15 protein-coding genes and 2 pseudogenes are annotated in these 20,100 nt (G+C 70.8%); 7 read left to right on the top strand and 10 right to left on the bottom strand.

The annotated features are described in order from the left end of the window. Positions 1-78: 78 nt before the first annotated feature. From LN042_RS37430 to LN042_RS28630, 4 genes and pseudogenes are all read left to right on the top strand, one after another. Positions 79-249 (top strand): annotated as a pseudogene (locus LN042_RS37430) (universal stress protein); the annotation flags it as partial. Further along, positions 223-711, top strand: a complete 489-nt coding sequence (locus LN042_RS38105) for a universal stress protein (RefSeq protein WP_372495840.1) — start codon at positions 223-225, stop codon at positions 709-711. The pseudogene LN042_RS37430 and the gene LN042_RS38105, both read left to right, overlap by 27 nt. Positions 712-1,131: 420 nt before the next feature. Continuing rightward, entirely contained in the window at positions 1,132-2,676 is a 1,545-nt protein-coding gene (locus LN042_RS28635) for a Na+/H+ antiporter (RefSeq protein ID WP_230054303.1), read from the top strand. Positions 2,677-3,685: 1,009 nt separating this feature from the next. Further along, positions 3,686-4,891: a YVTN family beta-propeller repeat protein gene (locus LN042_RS28630; RefSeq protein WP_372495838.1), complete on the top strand. Its 1,206-nt coding sequence runs from the start codon at positions 3,686-3,688 to the stop codon at positions 4,889-4,891. 41 nt (positions 4,892-4,932) lie between these two features. Here the strand turns inward: LN042_RS28630 and LN042_RS28625 are convergent. Further along, positions 4,933-6,515: pseudogene (locus LN042_RS28625) on the bottom strand (multicopper oxidase family protein). Positions 6,516-6,873: 358 nt separating this feature from the next. On the opposite strand from LN042_RS28625, the gene LN042_RS28620 reads away from it, so the two are divergent. After that, a complete protein-coding gene (locus LN042_RS28620) occupies positions 6,874-8,256 on the top strand; it encodes a SulP family inorganic anion transporter (protein WP_230054302.1) in 1,383 nt (460 codons plus the stop codon). A 549-nt stretch (positions 8,257-8,805) separates the two neighbouring features. On the opposite strand, the gene LN042_RS28615 is transcribed toward LN042_RS28620, so the two are convergent. Then, positions 8,806-9,045, bottom strand: a complete 240-nt coding sequence (locus LN042_RS28615) for a DUF6296 family protein (RefSeq protein ID WP_230054301.1) — start codon at positions 9,043-9,045, stop codon at positions 8,806-8,808. Positions 9,046-9,373: 328 nt separating this feature from the next. Between LN042_RS28615 and LN042_RS28610 the strand changes: the two genes are divergently transcribed. Then, the gene (locus tag LN042_RS28610) at positions 9,374-10,672 is read left to right on the top strand and encodes a chloride channel protein (protein ID WP_230054300.1); all 1,299 of its coding nucleotides are present in this window, start codon (positions 9,374-9,376) and stop codon (positions 10,670-10,672) included. Between the two features lie 224 nt (positions 10,673-10,896). On the opposite strand, the gene LN042_RS28605 is transcribed toward LN042_RS28610, so the two are convergent. Both LN042_RS28605 and LN042_RS28600 read right to left on the bottom strand, forming a co-directional pair. Then, on the bottom strand, positions 10,897-11,385 hold the full coding sequence (locus LN042_RS28605; RefSeq protein WP_230054299.1) for a nitroreductase family deazaflavin-dependent oxidoreductase: 489 nt from the start codon (positions 11,383-11,385) through the stop codon (positions 10,897-10,899). A gap of 79 nt (positions 11,386-11,464) precedes the next feature. Next, entirely contained in the window at positions 11,465-13,156 is a 1,692-nt protein-coding gene (locus tag LN042_RS28600; RefSeq protein ID WP_230054330.1) for a chloride channel protein, read from the bottom strand. A 1,205-nt stretch (positions 13,157-14,361) separates the two neighbouring features. On the opposite strand from LN042_RS28600, the gene LN042_RS28595 reads away from it, so the two are divergent. Beyond that, the gene (locus LN042_RS28595) at positions 14,362-14,886 is read left to right on the top strand and encodes a hypothetical protein (protein ID WP_230054298.1); all 525 of its coding nucleotides are present in this window, start codon (positions 14,362-14,364) and stop codon (positions 14,884-14,886) included. A gap of 157 nt (positions 14,887-15,043) precedes the next feature. On the opposite strand, the gene LN042_RS28590 is transcribed toward LN042_RS28595, so the two are convergent. From LN042_RS28590 to LN042_RS28565, 6 genes are all read right to left on the bottom strand, one after another. Beyond that, entirely contained in the window at positions 15,044-15,685 is a 642-nt protein-coding gene (locus LN042_RS28590) for a vitamin K epoxide reductase family protein (protein ID WP_230054297.1), read from the bottom strand. Positions 15,686-15,705: 20 nt separating this feature from the next. Then, positions 15,706-16,491: a thioredoxin domain-containing protein gene (locus LN042_RS28585; RefSeq protein WP_230054296.1), complete on the bottom strand. Its 786-nt coding sequence runs from the start codon at positions 16,489-16,491 to the stop codon at positions 15,706-15,708. A 146-nt stretch (positions 16,492-16,637) separates the two neighbouring features. Beyond that, positions 16,638-17,294 (bottom strand): hypothetical protein, encoded by a 657-nt coding sequence (locus LN042_RS28580; RefSeq protein WP_230054295.1) that lies wholly within the window; start codon positions 17,292-17,294, stop codon positions 16,638-16,640. A 100-nt stretch (positions 17,295-17,394) separates the two neighbouring features. Further along, positions 17,395-17,943 (bottom strand): DUF5134 domain-containing protein, encoded by a 549-nt coding sequence (locus tag LN042_RS28575; RefSeq protein ID WP_230054294.1) that lies wholly within the window; start codon positions 17,941-17,943, stop codon positions 17,395-17,397. 146 nt (positions 17,944-18,089) lie between these two features. After that, complete coding sequence (locus LN042_RS28570) at positions 18,090-19,040, bottom strand: cytochrome c oxidase assembly protein (RefSeq protein WP_249801600.1); 951 nt, start codon at positions 19,038-19,040, stop codon at positions 18,090-18,092. Between the two features lie 322 nt (positions 19,041-19,362). Further along, positions 19,363-20,031 (bottom strand): SCO family protein, encoded by a 669-nt coding sequence (locus tag LN042_RS28565; protein ID WP_230054292.1) that lies wholly within the window; start codon positions 20,029-20,031, stop codon positions 19,363-19,365. Between the last annotated feature and the right edge of the window lie 69 nt (positions 20,032-20,100).

Below are 20,100 nucleotides of genomic sequence, written 5' to 3'. Positions count from 1 at the left end.
CGCCGGTTCCTCGGAGCCGCTCACAGCCGTCGAGGCTGTGCTCAGGCCGTACGCGGAGCTTGTCCGCAGCGATTTTCCGCGGGTGACGCCCAGATCGTGGCGGACTCGGGTGAACCCGCCGCCGGGCTGGTCGAACGGTCGGCGGAGTGCGCACAGATCGTGCTGGGCCGTCGCGGCAGCGGTGGATTCGCGCACCTGGCCCTGGGGTCCGTCTCGATGAAGGTGGCTACGCACGCCGACTGCCCGGTGACAGTGGTGCGGGGCGGCCCGCCGCGGGACGGGTTCGTCGTCGTCGGTGTGGACCAGCCCGGGGAGGACCAGGCGGCACTCGAGTTCGCGGCCACTGAAGCGGTGCTGCGCGACGTCCCGCTGCACCTGATCCATGCCGATGTCCGCCCCCAGGTTCTACCGCTGGGCATGGCGGCGCCACCTGGCCAGGCAGACCAGGCGGGCGTCCTGCGCGCCGAGCAGAGGGCGCTGGAAGACGTGGGCCGCCGGTGGCGGGAGCGCCAGCCCGGTCTTCGAACCAGCGCTGACGTTCTGTGCGTCGCTGCCGCGTCGGCGGTACTGGTGAAGGCATCCGAGAACGCCAGGCTGTTGGTCGTCGGCTCGCACCAGCGCAACCCGCTGGCTCGTGTCCTGCTCGGGTCGGTCTCCGCGCACCTTCTCCACCACGCGGAGTGTCCCGTCACCATCGTTCCCCGGGGGTGACACGACCGCGTGGGGGGCAACGGCAGGTGACGCAGAGCCTGCGGACACGGGCCGCCACCAGCAGATGCGCGCCGGTGGCGGCCACACGGTTCAGCAGGTCGGCCGGGGCGACGCCGGTCAACGCCCGGCTCGTGTACATCGGGGGAAGGAGCGCATGTGAGGTGACGACCCGCCGTGACCGGTGGATGCTCCCGTTGGGGGACGGCAGGGAGTGGGCTGGGGCGGCATGGCGGGGGTCATTGGTGCGGGATTGTCATCGGGGGCACAGCTATGTTCTGCCCTGCGCTGCCATCTGCGGCCTGGCGCTAATGTTCCGATAAAATTGCCAGCGGTGTGCCGGGAAGCCTGGTCGGCTCGGGGGGCGACTGCGGCATTCGCGCAGCAGTGACCCCGATTCTTGTGATGGGGTTGCTTCCGTAGATGCGCGCCGTGGGGATCGTTCTCTTCCTGGTGGTTCTGGCCACTGTTGTGGCCACTTTCGCCCGGCGCTGGCGGGTTCCCGCCCCGTCGTTGCTGGTGCTGGCCGGGATCGGGGTGGCGCTGATACCCGGGGTGCCGGCGTTGCACGTGCCGCCACAGGCGATCGCGCTGGTGGTGCTGCCGCCGCTGCTGTACGCGTCGGCGGAGGAGTTGTCGCTGCGTGATCTGAGGGTGGTGTGGCGGCCGGTCACGATCCTGGCGTTCGGGCTGGTCTTCGCCTCTGCGGCGGCGGTCGGGTTCGCGGCGGTCGCGCTGACCGGGCTGCCGCCGGCGATGGCGTTCGTCCTGGGGGCGGTGCTGGCGAGCACCGATCCGGTGGCGGTGTCGGCGCTGGGGCGGCGTCTGGCCCTGCCGGGGCGGGTGCAGGTGCTGGTGCAGGCGGAGAGCCTGTTCAACGACGCGACCTCGCTGGTGCTGTTCAAGGTCGGCGTCGGGATCGCGGTGGCGGCCGGTGGGTCGGTGAGCCTGGTGTCGGCGGGCGGGGAGTTCCTCCTGCTCGGCGGGGGCGGGAGTCTTATCGGGGCGGCGGTGGCGGGGGCGGTGTGGCTGATCCGGCGCCGCACCACCGATCCGGTGCTGGAGACCGTGATCGCGCTGGTGACGCCGTATGCGGCATACGTGCTGGCCGAGTCGGCGCATACCTCCGGGATCACCTCGGTGGTGGTCGCGGGCGTGCTGCTGGGCCGCTCGGGACACCGGCTCAGTGACGCGCACATCCGGTTGCAGGTGCAGGCGGTGTACGCGGTGGTGGTGTTCCTGCTGGAGAGCGTGGTGTTCGCCATCGTGGGGCTGGAGCTGCTGGCGCTGGTGCGCGGGCTGCCGAAGGGCAGCAGCTGGTGGCCGTTGCAGGCGCTGGCGCTGGCCGGCGTGCTGATCGCGGTGCGGGTGGCGTGGACGCTGCCGCTGACGAGGGCGGTCAAGCCGAGCCGGGGCCGGCTGTCCTGGCGGGTGGCCGGGGTGGTGACCTGGGCCGGCACCCGGGGCGTGATGCCACTGGCCGCCGCCTTGTCGATCCCGCTGGCCGCCAGCGGCGGCGGGGCGCTGGCCGGGCGTGCGCTGGTGCTGGTGCTGACCACCGCGGTGGTGGTGTTCACGCTGGTGGTGCAGGGGCTGACACTGGCCGGGGTGGTCAACCGCTCCGGGCTGGCGCTGGAGCCCGAGCACACCGCGCGGGAGGAGGACGGAGCCCGGGACGCCCTCAACCGCGCCGCGCTGGACCACGTCGAGCATCTGTCCGGCCTGGAGGCGATGCCGCCGGTGGCGATCGACCGGGTCAGGCGCGGCCTGGAAGCCCGGCTGGACCGCACCGAGGACGAGGGCGGTGTGACCTCCGACGACTCCTACCGAAGCCTGCGGCACGAGGTGATCGCCGTCCAGAACAGCGAGCTGCACCGCCTCTATGAGGAGCACCTGATCAGCGACACCACCCGGCGCCGGCTCCAGCACGACCTCGACCGGGAGGAAGCCGCGCTCGGCATGCGCTGAGGGTGCGGGTTCGCACGGTCCGGTCAGTGGCTGCCTGCGAGCTCGCCTCTGAGGCGGTCGTGGAGGTGGGCGCCGGAGCCGATGATCTCGACAGACTTGGCGATTCGCTACTCGGCCCGGACGGCGTCGAGGGTGGTCGCGGGGGAGGTGACCCGGATGTGGGCGCCGGAGAGAACAGCCCGACCTTCCGGATCGGCACCCGCGACCACGGAGAACCCGGAGAGGCGGTTCGATCCGGGTGGAGATTCTGCGGCTCGCGGCCCGGCTTGCGCGGCGATGGGCTGGGCGCGGTTATTGTTGCACAGTGCAAATTGTCCTGGGTGTGATCCCGGGACCCGCGCATCCGACGTCTCCGAGCGTCGTCACCGCAGCACCCCCTCTTGGGAGGTCCGCATGCCGCACCAGGTTCCGGATGACGTCCGCCGGGCGAGGTTCGTTCACGCTTGCCTGGGCGCAGGCATACCGCCTGCCGGGGCTCGCAGCATGCTCGCGGCCCACGACGCCCGGCACGGTCACGGGCGGGAGCCGAGTTCGGCGAGCACGCAGGGGCGCGACTACGCCACGCCCAAGCCCGAGGCCGCTGCCGCCGACCAGGGAGGGCGCAATGGTTGACTCCTGCCGTTGGCTGTCGAGGCTTCCAAGGCCGTCGAACTGCCCGCTGCGTCACCGGACGGCGCCTGGGGTGGCAGTCGTGCAACCGTCGTCCTGCCACGGCCAGAAGAGGCGCGCCTGCGCGAACGGCCCTCTCCGGCGGCAGCGACTCGCGCGCGTGTCGTGGTGACGTCCCAGAGCTGCCGGTGCTTCCCTGGTGAGTGCACGCCCACGGCGGCGCCCGGAACGCGCCTATGCGCCGATGCTGTAGCACAGCTGTGCCGGACGCGACGCGCCTCCGAACGGTGGTCAGCCATCACCTCGGATACCCAGGCGCCGTGACCGTGCTTCCCGCAACCCTCGACGTCCTTCAGACACGCCTGCTGCGTGCCGTGACGATCTCGGAGCTTCTCGACTGATGCACATTCAACTCATCTTGCACAGCCGTGCCTTGAGCGTGCTGGCGGTCCTGCTGGCCGCTACTGCCTGCTCCTCCCCGGCCAACACTCGTGCCAAGGCGGTCGCCGCGCCGAAGAGTGCGGCCACCAGGTCACCGGGCGCCGCCGGCTCACCTGCCCCGTCCTCCTCCTCGAACCTGCTGCCCGGCATGCCGGTGCCCCTCGACCCGCGCGACCTGTACGCCGCCGACCGACCCGGCCAACTGTCCAAGGCCGTCCAGGGATTCCCCTCGCGGGTGTACGTACCCAACACCGAGTCCGACACGGTCAGCGTCATCGACCCCGCCACGTACCAGGTCATCGCCACCATCCCCGTCGGCCACCAGCCCCAACACGTCGTTCCTTCCTGGGACCTGAAGACCCTGTGGGTCAACAACGACCTGGGGAACACCCTCACCCCCATCGACCCCGCCACCGGCCGTGCCGGCCAGCCGGTCGACGTCCACGACCCCTACAACCTCTACTTCACGCCCGACGGCAAGTACGCGGTCGTCATGGCCTCCAAAGACCGGCAACTCGTCTTCCGCGACGCCCACACCATGGCGGTCGTCAAGTCCGTCCCGGTCGACTGCGCCGGCGTCAACCACGCCGACTTCTCACCCGACGGCCGCTACTTCATCGTCTCCTGCGAGTTCTCCGGCGAGCTCCTCAAGGTCGACACCGCCTCGATGACCGTGCTGGCCAAGCAGAAGCTCCCGTTCGACGGCTCCATGCCCCAGGACGTCAAGATCTCTCCCGACGGACGGACCTGGTACATCGCCGACATGAAGGCCGACGGCGTCTGGGTCCTCAACGGCGACACCTTCGCAGCCCCCACCCTGCTGCCGACCGGCAAGGGTGCCCACGGCCTCTATGTCAGCCGCGACTCCAGCAGCCTGTACATCTCCAACCGTGCCGAGGGCTCCATCTCCGTCCTGGACTTCGCCACCGGCCGCCTCACCGCCACATGGCAGCTACCCGGCGGCGGCAGCCCCGACATGGGTGGCGTCTCCGCCGACGGCACCGTCCTGTGGCTCAGCGGCCGCTACAACGCCGAGGTCTACGCCATCTCCACCCACGACGGGCACCTGCTGGCCCGGATCAACGTCGGCGCCGGCCCGCACGGCTTGTGCGTCTACCCCCAGCCCGGCCGCTACTCCCTCGGCCACACCGGAGTGTTCCGCTGAACCGGGTCGGGAGTTGAGTGAGGGGGACCCTCCGGGAGCGGTCAGGTGGTGTAGGCGAACAGGCCCATCATCCCGGCTTCTCCGTGGTAGACGTTGTGGCAGTGGACCAGCCACTGCCCGGGGTTGTCGGCATCGAAGTCGCAGGTGACGGTCCTGCCCGGCAGCACGATGACGGTGTCCTTGCGCGGGCCGGTGGCGCCGAGCTGGAAGGTGTGGCCGTGCAGGTGCATCGGGTGCCACATGTCGGTGGTGTTGGTGAACTCCATGCGCACCCGCTGTCCTTGGCGGATCAGGAACGCCGCGGCGGTCGGGTCGCGCATGTCGAAGCGGCGGCCGTTGATCGACCAGTCGTACCGGGCATTCCACCGGTGAGGTTCACCTGGTGGGTGACGTCCGGGGTACGGGCGGGCAGCCGCACCTGGTCGCAGGCGCGCAGCTGATCGGCCGTCACCAGTCGGCAGTCCAGTTCGCTGGGACGAACCGTGGAGCTCGGCGCCTGGCCGTAACCGGTACGGATGAGGGCGAGACCGGTGGCGTTCTTGCCCTCGGCCAGGGCGACGAGGGGAAAGACACCGTCCTTGAGGGTGACCAGGACGTCGTAGCGCTCGCCCATGCCGAGCAGCAGGGCGTCGGTGTCCTGGTGGGCGACCGGGTAGCCGTCGGTGTGGGTGATGGTCATGGTGTGCCCGCCCAGCGCGAGACGGTAGGCGGTGTCCCCGCCCGCGTTGATGATCCGCAGCCGAACCCGCGCACCGGGCTTGGCGCGGTGGACGGCGGGAGCGGTAGCGAGGCGGCCGTTGACCAGGTGGTACGGGTACTTCACGTCGCCCGCGTCGCCGCCCAGCAGCGGGCTGGTGGCGCCGGTGAGTGTGAACGTGCCCGGCTTGGGGCTGCTGGACGGTGAGGCGGAAGGCCCCATGGCCGTGCCGTCGATCCTGGTCGCGGTGCCCGTGCCGGGCGTCCCGCTCATCCCACCCGTGCCCATCCCGCCCATGCCGTGGGAGAGTTCGGCCAGAGCCTCGTCAGGGGTGCCGGTGACTCCATCGAGCCAGTCGTCCAGCACGACCACCCACTCGTCGTCGTACGACAGCGGCTCGTGTGGATCCTCGACGATCAGCGCCCCGTAGAGCCCGCGGTCGCGCTGCACACCGACGTGCGAGTGGAACCAGTACGTGCCCGGGACGCCGCCGGTGAACTGGTAGGTGAACGCGCCACCGGCGGGAACGGCACGCTGGGTGACCGGCGGGAACCCGTCCATGTCATTGGGGACCGCCATGCCGTGCCAGTGCACGGAGGTCGCGGCCGGGAGGTTGTCGACAAGCTCGGCGACCAGGGCGTCGCCGGCGGTCATCCGGATCTCCTGGCCCGGCAACTGTCCACTGAAGGTCCAGGTGTTGACGCTCATCCCGCCCAGGTCGACAGGAGCGGCCGCGGCGACGAGCTTGACGGTGCGCTCGCGGCCGTCATGTGAGCGTCTGTGGTCGTGCTCGGCTACGGCAGAACTTGAGGCGCTCACCAGGGAGGGGCTGCCGGCGGCCGTGGCCCCGTCGCGAGCGTCGAGAGGCGCGGTGCCAACTACGCCGATGCCGGCCAGCATTAGCGAGCGTCGAGTGATCACGGTCATGAAGGATTGTCCCTCTGGTGGGCACGGGCACGATGGAGCCACGCAGGCGAGCGAGGACTCGGCCACCGTGGTGGCGGTACGCGTTACACGCAGCCGGTGTTGAGGTCAGCACCCCAGGATTGCTCCCGGGCGCATCTTCGGGCTGAAACCCGGCCCTTCGCAGCCGCGGGCATGGGGGCTGGTGTCCATAGGGGAGTGGGTCCGGCGACACGCCGTCGATGCCGCGCATTGCACCTGGTTGGCCTAGCAACGGGTGCGGGCTTTCGCGGCGCGGGTCCAGTTCCTGCTGACCTGGAGGGCGGCAGGCCGTCGGCCCGGGACGCAGCGCGGGCGGCAACCCCGGCATGGGAGGCGAAAGGTGGATCATCTCGACAAGGACCGGGTCGAGGCGCCCGGCCGACGCATCCCGGCGGCGCGGGCCGCCGTCGAAGCCGCACCGGTGAGTGCCGGGCGGCGAGGTCGGCCGACCAAGGCCGGCGCGGTGGACGTGGTGGCCGGGCTGGTCACGGCACTGTTCAGCGCGCCGCAGGGCATGGCGTACGCGGCGATGGTGGGCTTCGACGCCGAAACCGGACTGTACGCGGGGGTTTGGCCGTCGATCGTGGGATCGCTGCTCGTGCGGACTCCGCTGATGGTCACGACCTTGACCAGTGCCATCGCGTTGACCGCGCGAGGGGCCCTGCGACATGCGCACCTGGATCCGGCGGCGCCGGGCAACGTCGCCGCGTTGACGTTGATGGTCGCGCTGGCGATGGCGCTGTTCACGGTGCTGCGGTTGGACGCGCTGCTGCGCTTGGTGCCGGGCGGGGCGATGGCCGGGTTCTCGGTGGGCTGCGCGGTGCAGATCATCGCCGGGGCCATGCACGAGGCGACCGGCTTCCGGACGCACCACCACAACCGGCTGCTACGGGTGCTGGCGTGGCTCGCGCAACCGGGGCAGTGGTCGACGGCGGCCACCGCGGTGGCGGTGCTGACGGTGCTCGTGTGGGCACTGGCCCATGCGGTGCCGCGCGTGCGTCCGCTGGCGGTGCTCGTCGCGCTGGTGGTCACCGCCGCGTTGGTGCGCCTCTCGGGGGTGGCGGTGCCGCTGGCGGGTTCGCTCGGCCGGATCCCGGACGGCGTTCCGCCACTGACGATGCCGGCCTGGGGGGTGATGGCGCACCTGGTGGGCGGGGCCTGTTCGGTGGCGCTGGTCGCGCTCGCCCAGGCCGCCGGGATCTCACCGCAGCGGGCCGCCGGGGAGGGGCATCGCACGGCGGACCGTACGCGGGACATGCTGGTGCAGGCGGCGGCGAACGTGGTCGGTGCGTTCTGTCACGCACTGCCGGTCGGCGGTTCGCCGTCGCGCACGGCGGTGTCCGTCGGCTCGGGTGCCCGCACCCGTTGGGCCGGGGTGGTGTCGGGGTGCGTGCTGTTGCTGTTGCTGTGGTGCGGGCTGGGGGAGGAGGCTGGCCTGGTTCCGCTGCCGGTCGTCGGGGCCCTGCTGATCGTCATCGGGGTCAAGCTGGCCGTCGGGCGGGTGGCGGCGCTCCGCGCGGCCTGGTGCGGTGGACTGGGGGAGCGGACGGCGCTGGTCGCCACGTTCCTGGCGGTCACACAACTGCCCTTGCAGGACGTACTGTTGGCGGGGCTGCTGCTGTGCCTGGCACGCCTCGCCGTCGACCAGTGCCGTCAGGTCGCGGCTGACGCCGGTGACGGTGCGCGCAGCTCGGCGGTCGAGTACTCGGACCCGTTGAGCTGACGTCGCGGAGATGGTCGGGTCGGGGCGTGAAGGGAGGACTGGTGGAAGGGCACGGGCCTTTGGCCAGTCGTCTTGCGGTCCTGGGCGACAGCTCACGGGCCCCGCGGGGTCATGACGTGCTGTGTCAGGCGGATGGCGACGTCTTGGTGGCGGCGTAGGACGCCGCGTAGCGCCTCTGAGCCAGGCTTCCTACGGTCTGACGCCCGCAGTGCGGACAAGGAACCGAGCCGCTCTGGCTGAACGGTGGCATCACCGGCCGTCCGTGGTGCTGATAGTAGTCCCGATCTTCTCCGTCGGGTGTCTCGCCGTGTACGACCTGGTACTCGTGCTCCCACTGCTGGGAACACCTGGGGCAGACGAACCGTACGAGGTCGGTGCTCAGTTCGGCCGTCATGCTGTCCTCCCTTCATCGAGGTGGACGGGTCATCAGTGGCTGGCTGTCCGTCTCGTGCTCTCCCCGTGCCAGCGGCACTGTGCACAACACACCACCCTTCCAGTCGGTCACCCGGAACGGGCGCCCGACCGGCAGGCCTTGCGGCAGCTGATCCGTCACGGAAGGGGGACCGCGTGCAGACACGGATGCCGGTCGTATCCGCCCGGTGCCGCCAGCAGCATGGCGACCTCGCGCGTGATTTCCATCCGGAACCGCCCGGTCGCGTCGGTCCAGACACGGCCCCCGTCATCGCCGACGTCATCGGTCGGGTGCACGATGACGACCTGCGCGGGGCTGTGCGCGCCGACCGCTCCCGGAAGGGCTACGGCGTACCGCTCGGTCGCGTTCACTGTCATGCTCTCCCGGTCTCCTCGCCATGCCGCATCGAGTGGTCAGGGCGCCGAACCGGCCACCTTGCACCGCCGAACACCCCACGGAATGAGCTTGATGCGGAGCCGCATGCGCTCTGTCCACATGCCGCTGTGCATACCACACCCTGTCGGCGGAAAGCGTTCATGCGGACGCCGACCGACTGCGGCCCGTCCACTCTCCATTGTATTGCTCTGTGCAAAGAAAAGCTGCTGCGATTGGCGGGGTGTGGGCTGGGTATTGTCCGTGTTCGGCTGCTGAGCGTGGTTAACCTTGCACGGTGCGAAGGTCCTGTGTGAACCGCCGCGGTGCACGATGAACGCGGGCCGGTCCGGCTTGGCCGGGCTTGCTGTGCTGGTGGGCGCGGCGGCGGCCGGCGGGGCAGTCGTCTTCCGCTGGCTGATCCGGATCTTCACCCTGCTGCTGTCGGGCCACGCGGACTACGCGGCAGCCGATCATGCGGCCAATCCCCATCTGTCGTGGCTCGGAAGGTGGTTCGTCGTGCTGGTGCCGGTGGTCGCCGGGCTGGTCTACGGGCCGCTGGTGCACTTCTTCGCTTCTGGGGCGCGCGGCCTGGGCGTGCCGGAGGCGATGGACGCGGTCATGCACCGGGGCGGGCGGATCGGGCTGCGGGTACCGGCGGTCAGAGCGCTGGCCTCAGCGGTGTGCATCGGCGGGGGCGGTTCCGTGGGCCGCGAGGGGCCGCTGGTCCAGGTCGGTGCCGCGCTCGGCTCGGCCGCGGGGCAACTGGCCCAGCTGCCCGCGGCCCAGCTGAGGATCCTGCTCTGCTGCGGGGCCGCCGGCGCTACGGCCGCTACGTTCAATGCGCCCCTGGCCGGGCTGTTCTTCGCGGTGGAGCTGCTGCTGCGCGAACTCAGTGTCGAAGCCTTCGCCCCGCTGGCGCTCGCCACCGTCACCGCGACGCTGATCGGCCGGGCCGTGTACGGCACGGCGCCCGCCTTCCACGTGCCCGCGTTTGCCGTACCGTCCCCTTCCACCTACCCGTACCTCGTACTTCTGGCCGTCCTGGCGGGCCTGGCCGGTGTGGCCTTCGCCCACGTCCTCTACCAGGTCGAGGACGCCTGCGACCTCCTCTGGCGCGGACCGGAATGGGCCCGCCCGGCCGTCGGCGGGTTCCTGCTCGGTGGGTTGCTGCTCCTCATGCCGCAGCTGTACGGGGTCGGCTACCTCGTCATGGAGAACGCGGTCAACGGCAGGTACGCCACCGCGTTCCTGCTGGCGCTACTGGCCGGGAAGATCGTTGCGACCTGCCTGACCATCGGCATCGGCGGCCCCGGTGGGATCCTCGCGCCCACGCTGTTCATGGGCGCCACGCTGGGCTCCGCCTTCGGCCAGGCCGTGCACCAACTCCAGTCCGGCCAGACGGGGCCGACCGGGATGTACGGCCTCATCGGCATGGCGGCCGTCTTCGTCGGCGCCGCCCGCGCCCCCGTCACCGCGATCGTCGCTCTGCCCGAACTGACCGGTGACTACGAGCTGGTTCTGCCCCTCATGGCCGCGACCGCCCTGACCGTCCTCGTCAGCAAGGCGCTGTCCGGCGGCACCGTCTACACGCTCAAACTGCGGCGCCGCGGAACCGAAGTGGCTGACTGACGCCCAAGCGGCTGACAGGGCACAGGACTTACCGAACTGCGCCGCCTGTATGCGGCACATCCGGGCAGCGACACGACGCGGCGCCGGCTTCCGTGTGACCTCGGCCGGGAGGAGACCGTATTCGGCAGCCGACAAGCGGGTGCGAGCGATCGCCGTTCCCCGGGATGCCGAAGCCTCACTGATCGTTTGTCAGGACCGATGTGCTTGTTGCGGGGTACGGCCGTTCAGGGCTGGGTCGGGTAGACGGCGACGAAGGGGATGTGGTCGCGGCCGACGGCGTAGTAGTCCTGTTCGCTGCCGTCCACGCTCAGCCCGCACAGGGCGGCCAGTTGACGTGCGAGGCGTGGGTGTCGTTTGGCGTACGCGGCCATCAGGCGGCCCGACTCCTCCGGTCCGAGGGGTTGTGCCAGGGCTGTGCTGCGGTGTTTGCCGATCTGGATGGTCACGTGCGGGTCGGCCAGGATGTTGCGGTACCACTGGGAACGGGGGCCGAAGCCGGAGGCGAGGTGGTAGGCGCCGGTGGCGCGGTCGCGGCCGGCGATCTCCAGGACGACCTGCCGCTGCTGGCCGCTGCTGCGGCCGGTGTGGGTCAGCAGGAGGAACCGCTTTCCGAGGGCCCAGCCCAGGTGCCAGTGGTAGAGGCGGATCGGTGCGCGTACGACGGCACGGCGAAAACCGCTCGGGGAGGCGGGGGTTCTGACCAGGCGGGGCATGGGCGGGTCCTTCCCTGGGCTGCGGGCGGACGGCGGCGGGTGGGGCGGCGCGGCCGCCGCACCCGCGAAGTCGTCCTGGTCAGGCGGTGGTTTGTGGCTGACTGCGGTGGAGGGCGGTGAGGACGGACTGGTGGGTGAGCCAGCCGGTCAGGCGGGTGTGGCCGGCGTCGAGGACCGGCAGGCCCATGCCGTTGGCGCTGACCAGCAGGCCGAGGGCGTCGGCCAGTTGGGTCTCGGCGGTGATGAGCGCCGGGCGGTGGGTGATGGCGCTGATCGCGGCGTCGTCGTGTTCCGCGTCGGCGAGGAGTTCGGCTGCTGAGCTCGCGGTGGCGATGCCGAGGTAGGCCCCGTCTGCGGCGACCACCGGCAGCGCTCCGTGCGGGGAGGCGGCGAGGACGTCGGCGGCTTTGGGGAGCGGGGTGGTCTCGTTGATGGCCGCGGGCAGGGGCTCCATCGCGGCGGCGACAGTGAGACCGGCGAGCGGCGATGTGGCGGGCTTGTGGTCGAGGTCGATGCCGCGGCGGCGCAGTTTGAGGCTGTAGATGGTGTCGTCCGACAGGGCGCGGCTGATCAGGGTGGCGACGACGATGGCGGCCATCAGGGGCAGGATGATCGTGTATTCGCCGGTGAGTTCGAACAGGATGATGACGGCGGTGATGGGGGCGCGGGCGGCTCCGGCGAAGACGGCGCCCATGCCGATCAGGGCGTAGGGGCCGACGGGGCCGGCGGTGGCGGGGGCGAGGTGCTGGACGGTGGCGCCGAAGGCGGAGCCGAGCATGGCGCCCATGAACAGGGACGGGGCGAAGACGCCGCCGGAGCCGCCGATGCCGATGGTCAGGCTGGTCGCGGCGATCTTCCCGACGAGGAGCAGCAGCAGGAAGCCGATGACGTACTTGCCGTTGACGGCGTTCTCCAGCACCGGGTAGCCGACGCCGTACATCTCGGGCAGGGCGAGCAGGACCAGGCCGAGCAGCAGACCGCCGACGGCGGGGCGGGCCCACTCCGGTCCGCGCCAGGCCCAGTCGCAGGCGTCCTCGATCCAGTACAGGATCCGGGTGAAGCCGACGCCGACGATGCCGGCGAGCATTCCGAGCAGGGCGAACAGCAGGTACTGGGAGAGGTGGTGGACGCCGAAGGCGGGCAACTGCAGGAAGGGGGCGTCGCCGAAGGCGGCCCGTCCGATGACGGAGGAGGTGACGGAGGAGAGCACCACCATGCCGAAGGCCTCGGCGGTGAAGTCGCGCAGGATCAGCTCCATCGCGAAGAACACCCCGGCCAGCGGCGCGTTGAAGGTGGCGGCGATGCCGCCGGCCGCGCCGCAGGCGACCAGGACCTTCATCCGACCCTCCGGCACACGCACCACTCGTCCGAGGGTGGAGCCGAGCGCGGAGCCGATCTGCACGATCGGGCCCTCGCGGCCGACCGAACCGCCGCCGCCGATGGTCAGTGCGGAGGCCAGTGACTTGACCAGCGCGACCTGCGGGGCGATCCGCCCACCGCGGCGGGCGACGGCGAACATCACCTCGGGCACGCCGTGGCCGCGCGCCTCGCGGGCGAACCGCTGGACCAGCGGCCCGTAGAGCAGGCCGGCCACGACCGGGGCGAGCAGTACGAACCACCGCCCCAGCCACGGCACATGGGGGTTGGCGGCATGCCCGGCAGCCGCGTAATCAGCGTGCCCGGACAGCAGAAGCGTGAATGTCTTGATCAGCCAGCGGAAGGCGATGGCGCCGAGGCCGGCGCCGGCGCCGACCAGCAGGGCCAGGACCAGGAGGCCGCTCTTGGTGCCGCGCAGCAGGTCGGGGAGGGCGCCCGGGCCGCGGCGCACCGGTATCGGAGCGCCGGGGTGAGCGTCGGGAGAGGCGGGGGAGGGTTCAGCAATCACCTTTGCATTATGCAAATAATATGGTCGTACCGCACGGGGATCTCTCTGATTGAGATGGACGACACGGAAGCACGCGGTTCCCTGTACATGCGCCTGGGCGTGTGCGCCGGGGTGGGAGCACGGCAGGGAGCGCACGTGAAACGGGCGGCGGTCACGGCGGCCGACCCCTGTCCGCGTTGGCTGTCCAATCGCATTCGCGGGGCTGTCCCGGCGACCGCTGGACCTGCCGGGCCTTGGGTGCCGTCGGGCCAGTGACCGCAGATGCCGGATGGCACGAAGGGGGGTCCGCCTGGCGGATTCCGCCGTGGCCGACTCCCCGTGCCGGTCCGGCCGAGGGTGAACGGTGGCGAGCAGAAGCGCCAACAGCAGTGCCGGGGTGATGGAGGCGACCAGGGCGGCGCTGAGCAGGAGGCATGCCGTGGTCGCGGGTCGGCTCAGGTGTAGGGCGCGCGGTGCCGCATTGGCGGTTCCCGCGCACAACAGCACGGCGCCGCCCAGGAGGGCCAGGGGCGACGGTGGGTGCTCCTTGCGGAGCCGGCGCTCCTCTGCGGTCGCCTCAGTGCGGACGGCGGCGTCGGAGTGTGGTGTGGGTCTTGGCATCGTGTTCATTCCGCTGGTGGCCTCGGGGACCCGAAGAGCAGCGCGACTTCATTGCATACAGCAAAGGTTTCATGGAAAGCTGACAACCACAAGCGGGCGCGAGAAGCGGTCGCCCAGTCGATCTGGCGAAGAACGCCGCGCAGAAGCGCCTGGCCCAGTCGATGGTCAACGCCCAGACCTCGGAGATCCAGCTGATGACCGACATGCTCACCGCACGTTGTGCCAAGCCGCTGTCCTGACAATGCGGTCGACAGGGTCGCGGGAGCGGCCCGTGCGACCCCCACTGGCCGTACGGACCGCCATCCGAGGCGGCCACGCCTTTCGGCGGGGAGCGGGCGCGCCGCCCCACCTCGCGGGCGCTGTCGGCGACGAAGCTCGGTGGGGCCGACATTTGCGAGGTTCTTTGCATTATGCAATACAGTTGGCGCATGGGCCAACCGGCAGCGAGGCGCACCCGAAGGCCGTAGTTCCTTGGGATGGGAGGTGGAGTGATGGTGCTGCAGAGCACTTTTCGCGGTGGTGCCGGGCGGGCACTGGAGTACGGGGCCGCGCTGTGGCTGACCACCGGCGTCAGCCTTCTCCTGTCGTTCCTCGATTCCTCGCACCCGGTCCCGGCGGCACTGCTGGTTCTCGGCGCGGGTACGGGGCTGCTTGTGACGGCCGTCCGGCTGCGCATACCGATCCCGACGCGTGCCGCCTCGCCCATCGAGGCCGCCGCGGCACTTCCCCTCGCCTTGTGCCTGGTGCTGGCGCAGGTGATCTGCTGGTGGGGCGGCACCCAACCGGTCGGAGTGGTCCGGGCATGGGCCGCGGCCACCGCCTTGGCGATGGCCCTGCTGGGTGTGGGGCGGGCCTGGGTCGGAGCCACCTCCGCCGCTTGCGCGGCCGGCGCACAGGCCGGCCTCGCTCTGACCATCGCGGTCACCGGCACGGTACCGGCCGCGGCGGCGCTTCCGAGTACCGCGGTCGGGCTCACCTGCTGTGTCTTCGCCGCCTTGACAGCCCTCACGGCCTGAGGGTGAAACCGCCTGCCGGCTGTGGCAGGCAGACACAGGCGCGAGGTTTCCACTGTGGAATGTGGTGCCCTCGTTGCTCCGGGAGGTCACCGTGGAGGGATCCGGCGGTCCCACTCGCGGGGACCACCGGATCGTGGCAGGAGTGCGGGGAAGGGGCTTACAGCAGGGTGCGCCAGTAGTACCAGAAGCGGTTGAGGATCAGCAGCGCGATCACGAAGTACCAGGCGACGGGGACGACCCAGTGGTAACGGGTGACCTGGTCAACACCCGGGCGCCAACCGGCGGGCAGCGGAATCACCTGACGGCGCAGGTTGTGCAGGGTGGTGTACCAGAACAGCGCGATCGTGCAGATCCACACCACGATGCAGTACGGGCACACCGCACCGATGTGATAGAGCGTCTGGTCCATCAGCCAGGTGATGAAGCCGACGCCGAACAGGGTGCCCGCTTGCAGGCCGAGCCAGAACCAGCGCGGCAGGCGGGCACCGGTCAGCACGGTGACCCCGACGGTGACGACGACGGCGAACGCGCCCAGGCCGATCAGCGGGTTGGGGAAGCCGAAGGCGGCGGCCTGCGTGGAGCGCATGACCGAGCCGCAGGCGATGACGGGGTTGATGTTGCAGTCCGGGACGTAGGCCGGGTTCTCCAGGACTTTGAACTTGTCCAGGGTGAGCACGGCCGAGGCGGCCAGGGCGATGGCTCCGGTGAGGGTCAGCAGTATGGCGAAGGCGCGGCTTGTGCTGACGGCATCGGTGAGCCGTCTGGTCGTTGACGGGCGGGGAGCGGGTGCTGTGGTCATGGTGGGCGGTCTCCCCGGGGTTACTTCGCGGTGGCGTTCTGCTGGATGAGCTGGGTGTACTGGGCCGGGGTGATCGTGGTGCCCTGGTTGTCGAAGACGGTGAGCTGTTTGCCGTTGAGCTTGAGGGTGGGAGTGCCTGTGACGCCGCTGGCGTTGAAAGCGTCGCTGACCTTGCCCGCCCAGGTCTTGTAGGTGCCGTCCTTGACGGCCTTGGTGAAGTCGGGGGTGACCAGCCCTGGGACCTTGGCGGCGAGGTCGAGCAGGTGGCCGGTGTTCGCGAAGGCGTCGGTCTCCTCGGACGGCTGGTTGGCGTAGAGCACGTCGTGGAACTTCTTGAACATGGCCGGGCTCTCGTTGAGCGCCGCGCCGAGCGCGGCCACCGCGTTGTGCGAGCCGCTGCCGCCCATCCTGGCGTCCAGGAAGGTCGCCAGGTGGTAGTGGATCACGTAGCTTCCGCTGTCAGCGAGTTGCTGGACGGTGCTGCCGTCGGTCTTCTCCAACTCGTCGCAGATCGGGCAGCGCGGGTCCTCGTAGACGTCCAACACGTTCTTGCTCGCCGGATTGCCGTAGACGATCACGGTGCCGTTCGTGCCGCTGCTGTTGGCGGGCAGCACCAGCGGGCCACCGGCCTCGCCGTTGCCGGCCAAGGCGATGCTGACGCCGGCCGCGCCGACGACCACGGCTGCGGCCACGACACCGATGGTGATCCGGCGCCGCAGGGCCGTGGTGCGCTCCTGGCGCTCGCGCTCGGCGCGCATCTTCTCGCGGGCGTTCTGCTTGGCGGTCTGGTTGTTGCGCTTGCTCATGGGGACGTCGTCTCCTGTCCCCGGCCACGGCGACGGAACGCGCGTGCCGGGAGGCTCGTGCGGCTTCGGGGAAGGATGCGGTGCGAGGTGCGCGAGGGCACGGCACCGCCCGGGAAGCGGCCTCACGGGGCGTCGGTGAGCCCCGGTCAGGCAGCGGGCACGAGCGCGGGAGGGCCGCGGCGCTGGACGGCGCGCCGCAGGACGTCCTTGGGCTTGGGGTGGTCCTGCTCGGGCAGGACGACCAGCGGGCCGACCGGGGCGGGTCCGGCGGTGAGCAGCCAGGCGAGCAGGATCCGCACCGGGCGCAGCGCGGGTGCGGCGAGTGCGGACAGGGTGCGGAAGACCGCCTTCTCGCCCAGCCGGAGCCAGATGGCTGCGGTCAGGGCCGCGGCGAGGTGGAGGAACAGCACCAGGAGCAGCTGGGTGGTGGTGAGTTGGCCCGGTACGGCGGGCTGGTCCAGCACGGGGCCCAAGCCGCGCACGGGACTTCCGCCGCACAGCAGATCGGGCAGCAGACCGGTGGACGTGCCACTCGTCCCGCTCTGGCAGTTGCTCTGGCCCACGTTGTAGAGCGCGTTGAGGGTCAGTTCGAGCGGGACCAGCACGGCCGCTATCGCGCCGAAGCGGCACTCGACCACGGGCAGCAGCATGGCCACACCGAACACGGCGACACCTGCGGCGGCCACCACGGCCATGGGCAGCGGTGTTCCGGTGAGGAGGATGTGGCCGCCGGCGGACAGCGTCAGCAGCAGCGCGGCGAACACGCCTGCTCGCGCTGTGCGGATCGCCGCCCCTGCTTCCATGGTGACCGAGTATGGCGTTCGACTTCCGTCCGGGCAATGGCGGGTGACCAGCCGTTTCACCCCAGGGTGGCTGCTGCGGGTCGGGCCCGCCCCGCAGGATTCACAGCGTGAGCAGCATGGTGAACATGCTGATGCCCAGGACGAGATGGCACGCCTCTTTCACTTGGGGTGCCCACAGGAGGTCGCCGCTGCCGGTGCGGGCTGCCGCCGGGATGAACAACCGTGTGCAGCTGACGGCGGACGCGGTGGCGAAGAACAGCATCAGGACAGCGGTCAGCCACGCCGGCCCCTGCACCGCTGCCATGTCGGGCATGCCCGCCATCTCGGCAGAGCTGGAAACACGGCTGTACATCGCAACCGCCATGTACAGCATGGCGAGATGGCCGACGGTGTGCTCGATGCGGTGGCGGCGATGGACGGAGGATCGCAGTACCCCTGACGCGGACCAAAGGGCGGCTGGGACGAGCACGACCGGCCACAGGAGTTCGGGCACGGCCCGGCCGGCCCCGAAGGGCAATGCCATCGCCGCCATGCTCAGCCCTTTGAGCGCGGTGGACGCGTCCAGGTGCCGCTCCTCACGGGTGGTACCGGGGGCGAGGTGGCACCGCAGGGCGCAGTACAGCCCCGTGGCGGCCGTCAGAAACGTCATGACCCATGCCACCAGGGGCTGTTGGTGCATACGTGTGATCCCCTTCCGCGTGCTCGTCGGCCGCTCCACAGTGGCAGGCGGCCGCGATCAGGCAAGGGCGTACGCGGGGGAGTGCGGGAGCGCGGGAGTGTCGGCCGGACGCGCCGTCAGGTACCGGTGCGCTGGGCGAGCGTGGCGAGATAGGCGTTGTAGGCGGTGAGTTCGGCGTCGTGGTCACGCTCGGCCTGGCGGTCGGTGCGGGCTGCGGTGCGCCGGTCGGAGGCGGACCACTGGGCCAGCAAGGCAAGGAGGACCAGCACGGTGGGGATCTCGCTGAAGGCCCAGGCGATGCCGCCTCCGGTGTTCTGGTCGGCCAGCGCGTCCAGGTGCCAGGCGGTCGGCGGGTGGGCGAAGAAGGTGACGATCAGGGTGTGGGACATCATCACGGCGATGCCGAAGAAGGCGTGGAAGGGCATGCCGAGGAAGAGCTCCAGCATCCGCATCAGGTGGGATGCGCGGCGCGGGGCCGGGTCGATTCCCATGATGGGCCAGAAGAACAGCAGCCCCACGGCGAGGAAGTGGAGCAGCATCCACTCGTGCCCGAGCCAGGAGCCCATGGCGAAGTCGAACAGCGTGGTGAAGTAGAGGGCGTACAGGCTGGCGATGAACAGAGGCAGGGTGAACAGCGGTGAGGAGACGATCCGGCTGAAGCGGCTGTGCAGCAGCCGCACGAGCAGCTCCCGCGGGCCGGTCCGGCCACGGCGGGCGGCGGGCAGGGCGCGCAGGGCCAGTGTGACGGGTGCGCCGAGCAGCAGCAGGACCGGCGAGAGCATGGACAGCACCATGTGCTGGACCATGTGGACGCTGAACACCTCCATGCCGTAGCCGCCGATGCCAGTGCAGGTGACGGCCGCGATGGTCGCCACACCGATGGCGAAGGCGAGCGTGCGGTGCAGCGGCCAGAGGTCGCCGCGGCGGCGCAGGCGGTGGACCGCGTACAGGTAGAGCACGACGGCCAGCAGGCAGGCGAGCGGTTCCACGGGCAGCGGCTGGGGATGCCAGGCCAGCAGCCGGGCGAGGGTGGGCGGGTCGGCGGGCATCCACATCGGCCCGCCCATGGTGGGGTGCGTGCCACCGGTCATGCCGGGCATGGACGGCATTCCCGGCATGCCGGTCGGGGTGAGAGCGGTGCTGACGCTGGTGTGCACGGTGCTGTGGTCCTTGCGGGGGGTTGGATCGGTGGCTGCGGTCGGCTCTCAAGCGGGTGCCGGTCGGCGCGCTCGCCCGGCTGGGCATGGCGGGGCCCGGCCGCGTGCAGGCTTGCGGCGTGCAGGTGCCGCTGGCACTCGGCTGCGGGCTGCGCCTGCGCACCGGTGGGCGGTGTGCGGGCGCAGCCGGAGAGTCAGCGGAGCAAACCTGGGAGGCGGATGGGGCGGTGGGTCACAGCGTCGCGCCGCGGGCGATCGCCGGCAGCGCGTCCTGGTACTGCGGCACCGAGACTCCGGACGGGAATCGGGCGTGGGCCTTGTCGTCCGCGGCCGAGAAGACCAGGACCTCGGCACTGGAGGTGGCACGGTAGCTGCCGTCGGTCTGCTGGACCGGAGTTGAGACGGCGATGCCCACGCTGCGGGCCGCGCTCTGGATGGTCGTGAAGTCGCCGGTCAGGCCGACGAAGGTCGGGTCGAAGGCACCGAGCCACTGGCGCAGGCGCTGGACAGTGTCGCGGGCCGGGTCGGTGGTGACGAACACCACCTGCAACTTCGCGCGCTCGCCGGGCGGCAGGCTGCGGGCGGCGTCGGCGATGTCGGTCATCGTCGTCCGGCACACGTCGGGGCCGTGCGTGTAGTCGAAGTACAGCAGCGTGGGCTTGCCCGCAGTCTGCTTCGCCAGGTCGTACGGCTGGCCGTCGTCATCGGTCAGGACCAGGTGCGGCTTGGCGAACGGCTGCGGCAGCGCCACCGCACCGTCGGGGGCCGAGGGCAGCGTGGAAACCGCCGGAGCGGCCTGCGGGCCCCCGGCCGGACCGCCGCAGGCGGACAGGGACAGGGCCGCGGCAGCCGACAGGGCGATGGCGGCAGCCCGCCGCGCAGAGCATGCGAAAGGACGCATCGGAGAAACTCCCAGCACAAGGAGCCGCACCTCGGCCTCGTAGGGCGGAGGGCGGGCAGGGATACAGGG

It is taken from the genome of Kitasatospora humi (genome assembly GCF_020907985.1).
In the GTDB taxonomy this organism is placed as follows: Bacteria; Actinomycetota; Actinomycetes; order Streptomycetales; family Streptomycetaceae; genus Kitasatospora; species Kitasatospora humi.
The sequence above is the reverse complement of the archived record's forward strand: the minus strand, read 5'-3'. Positions and strand labels throughout refer to the sequence as shown.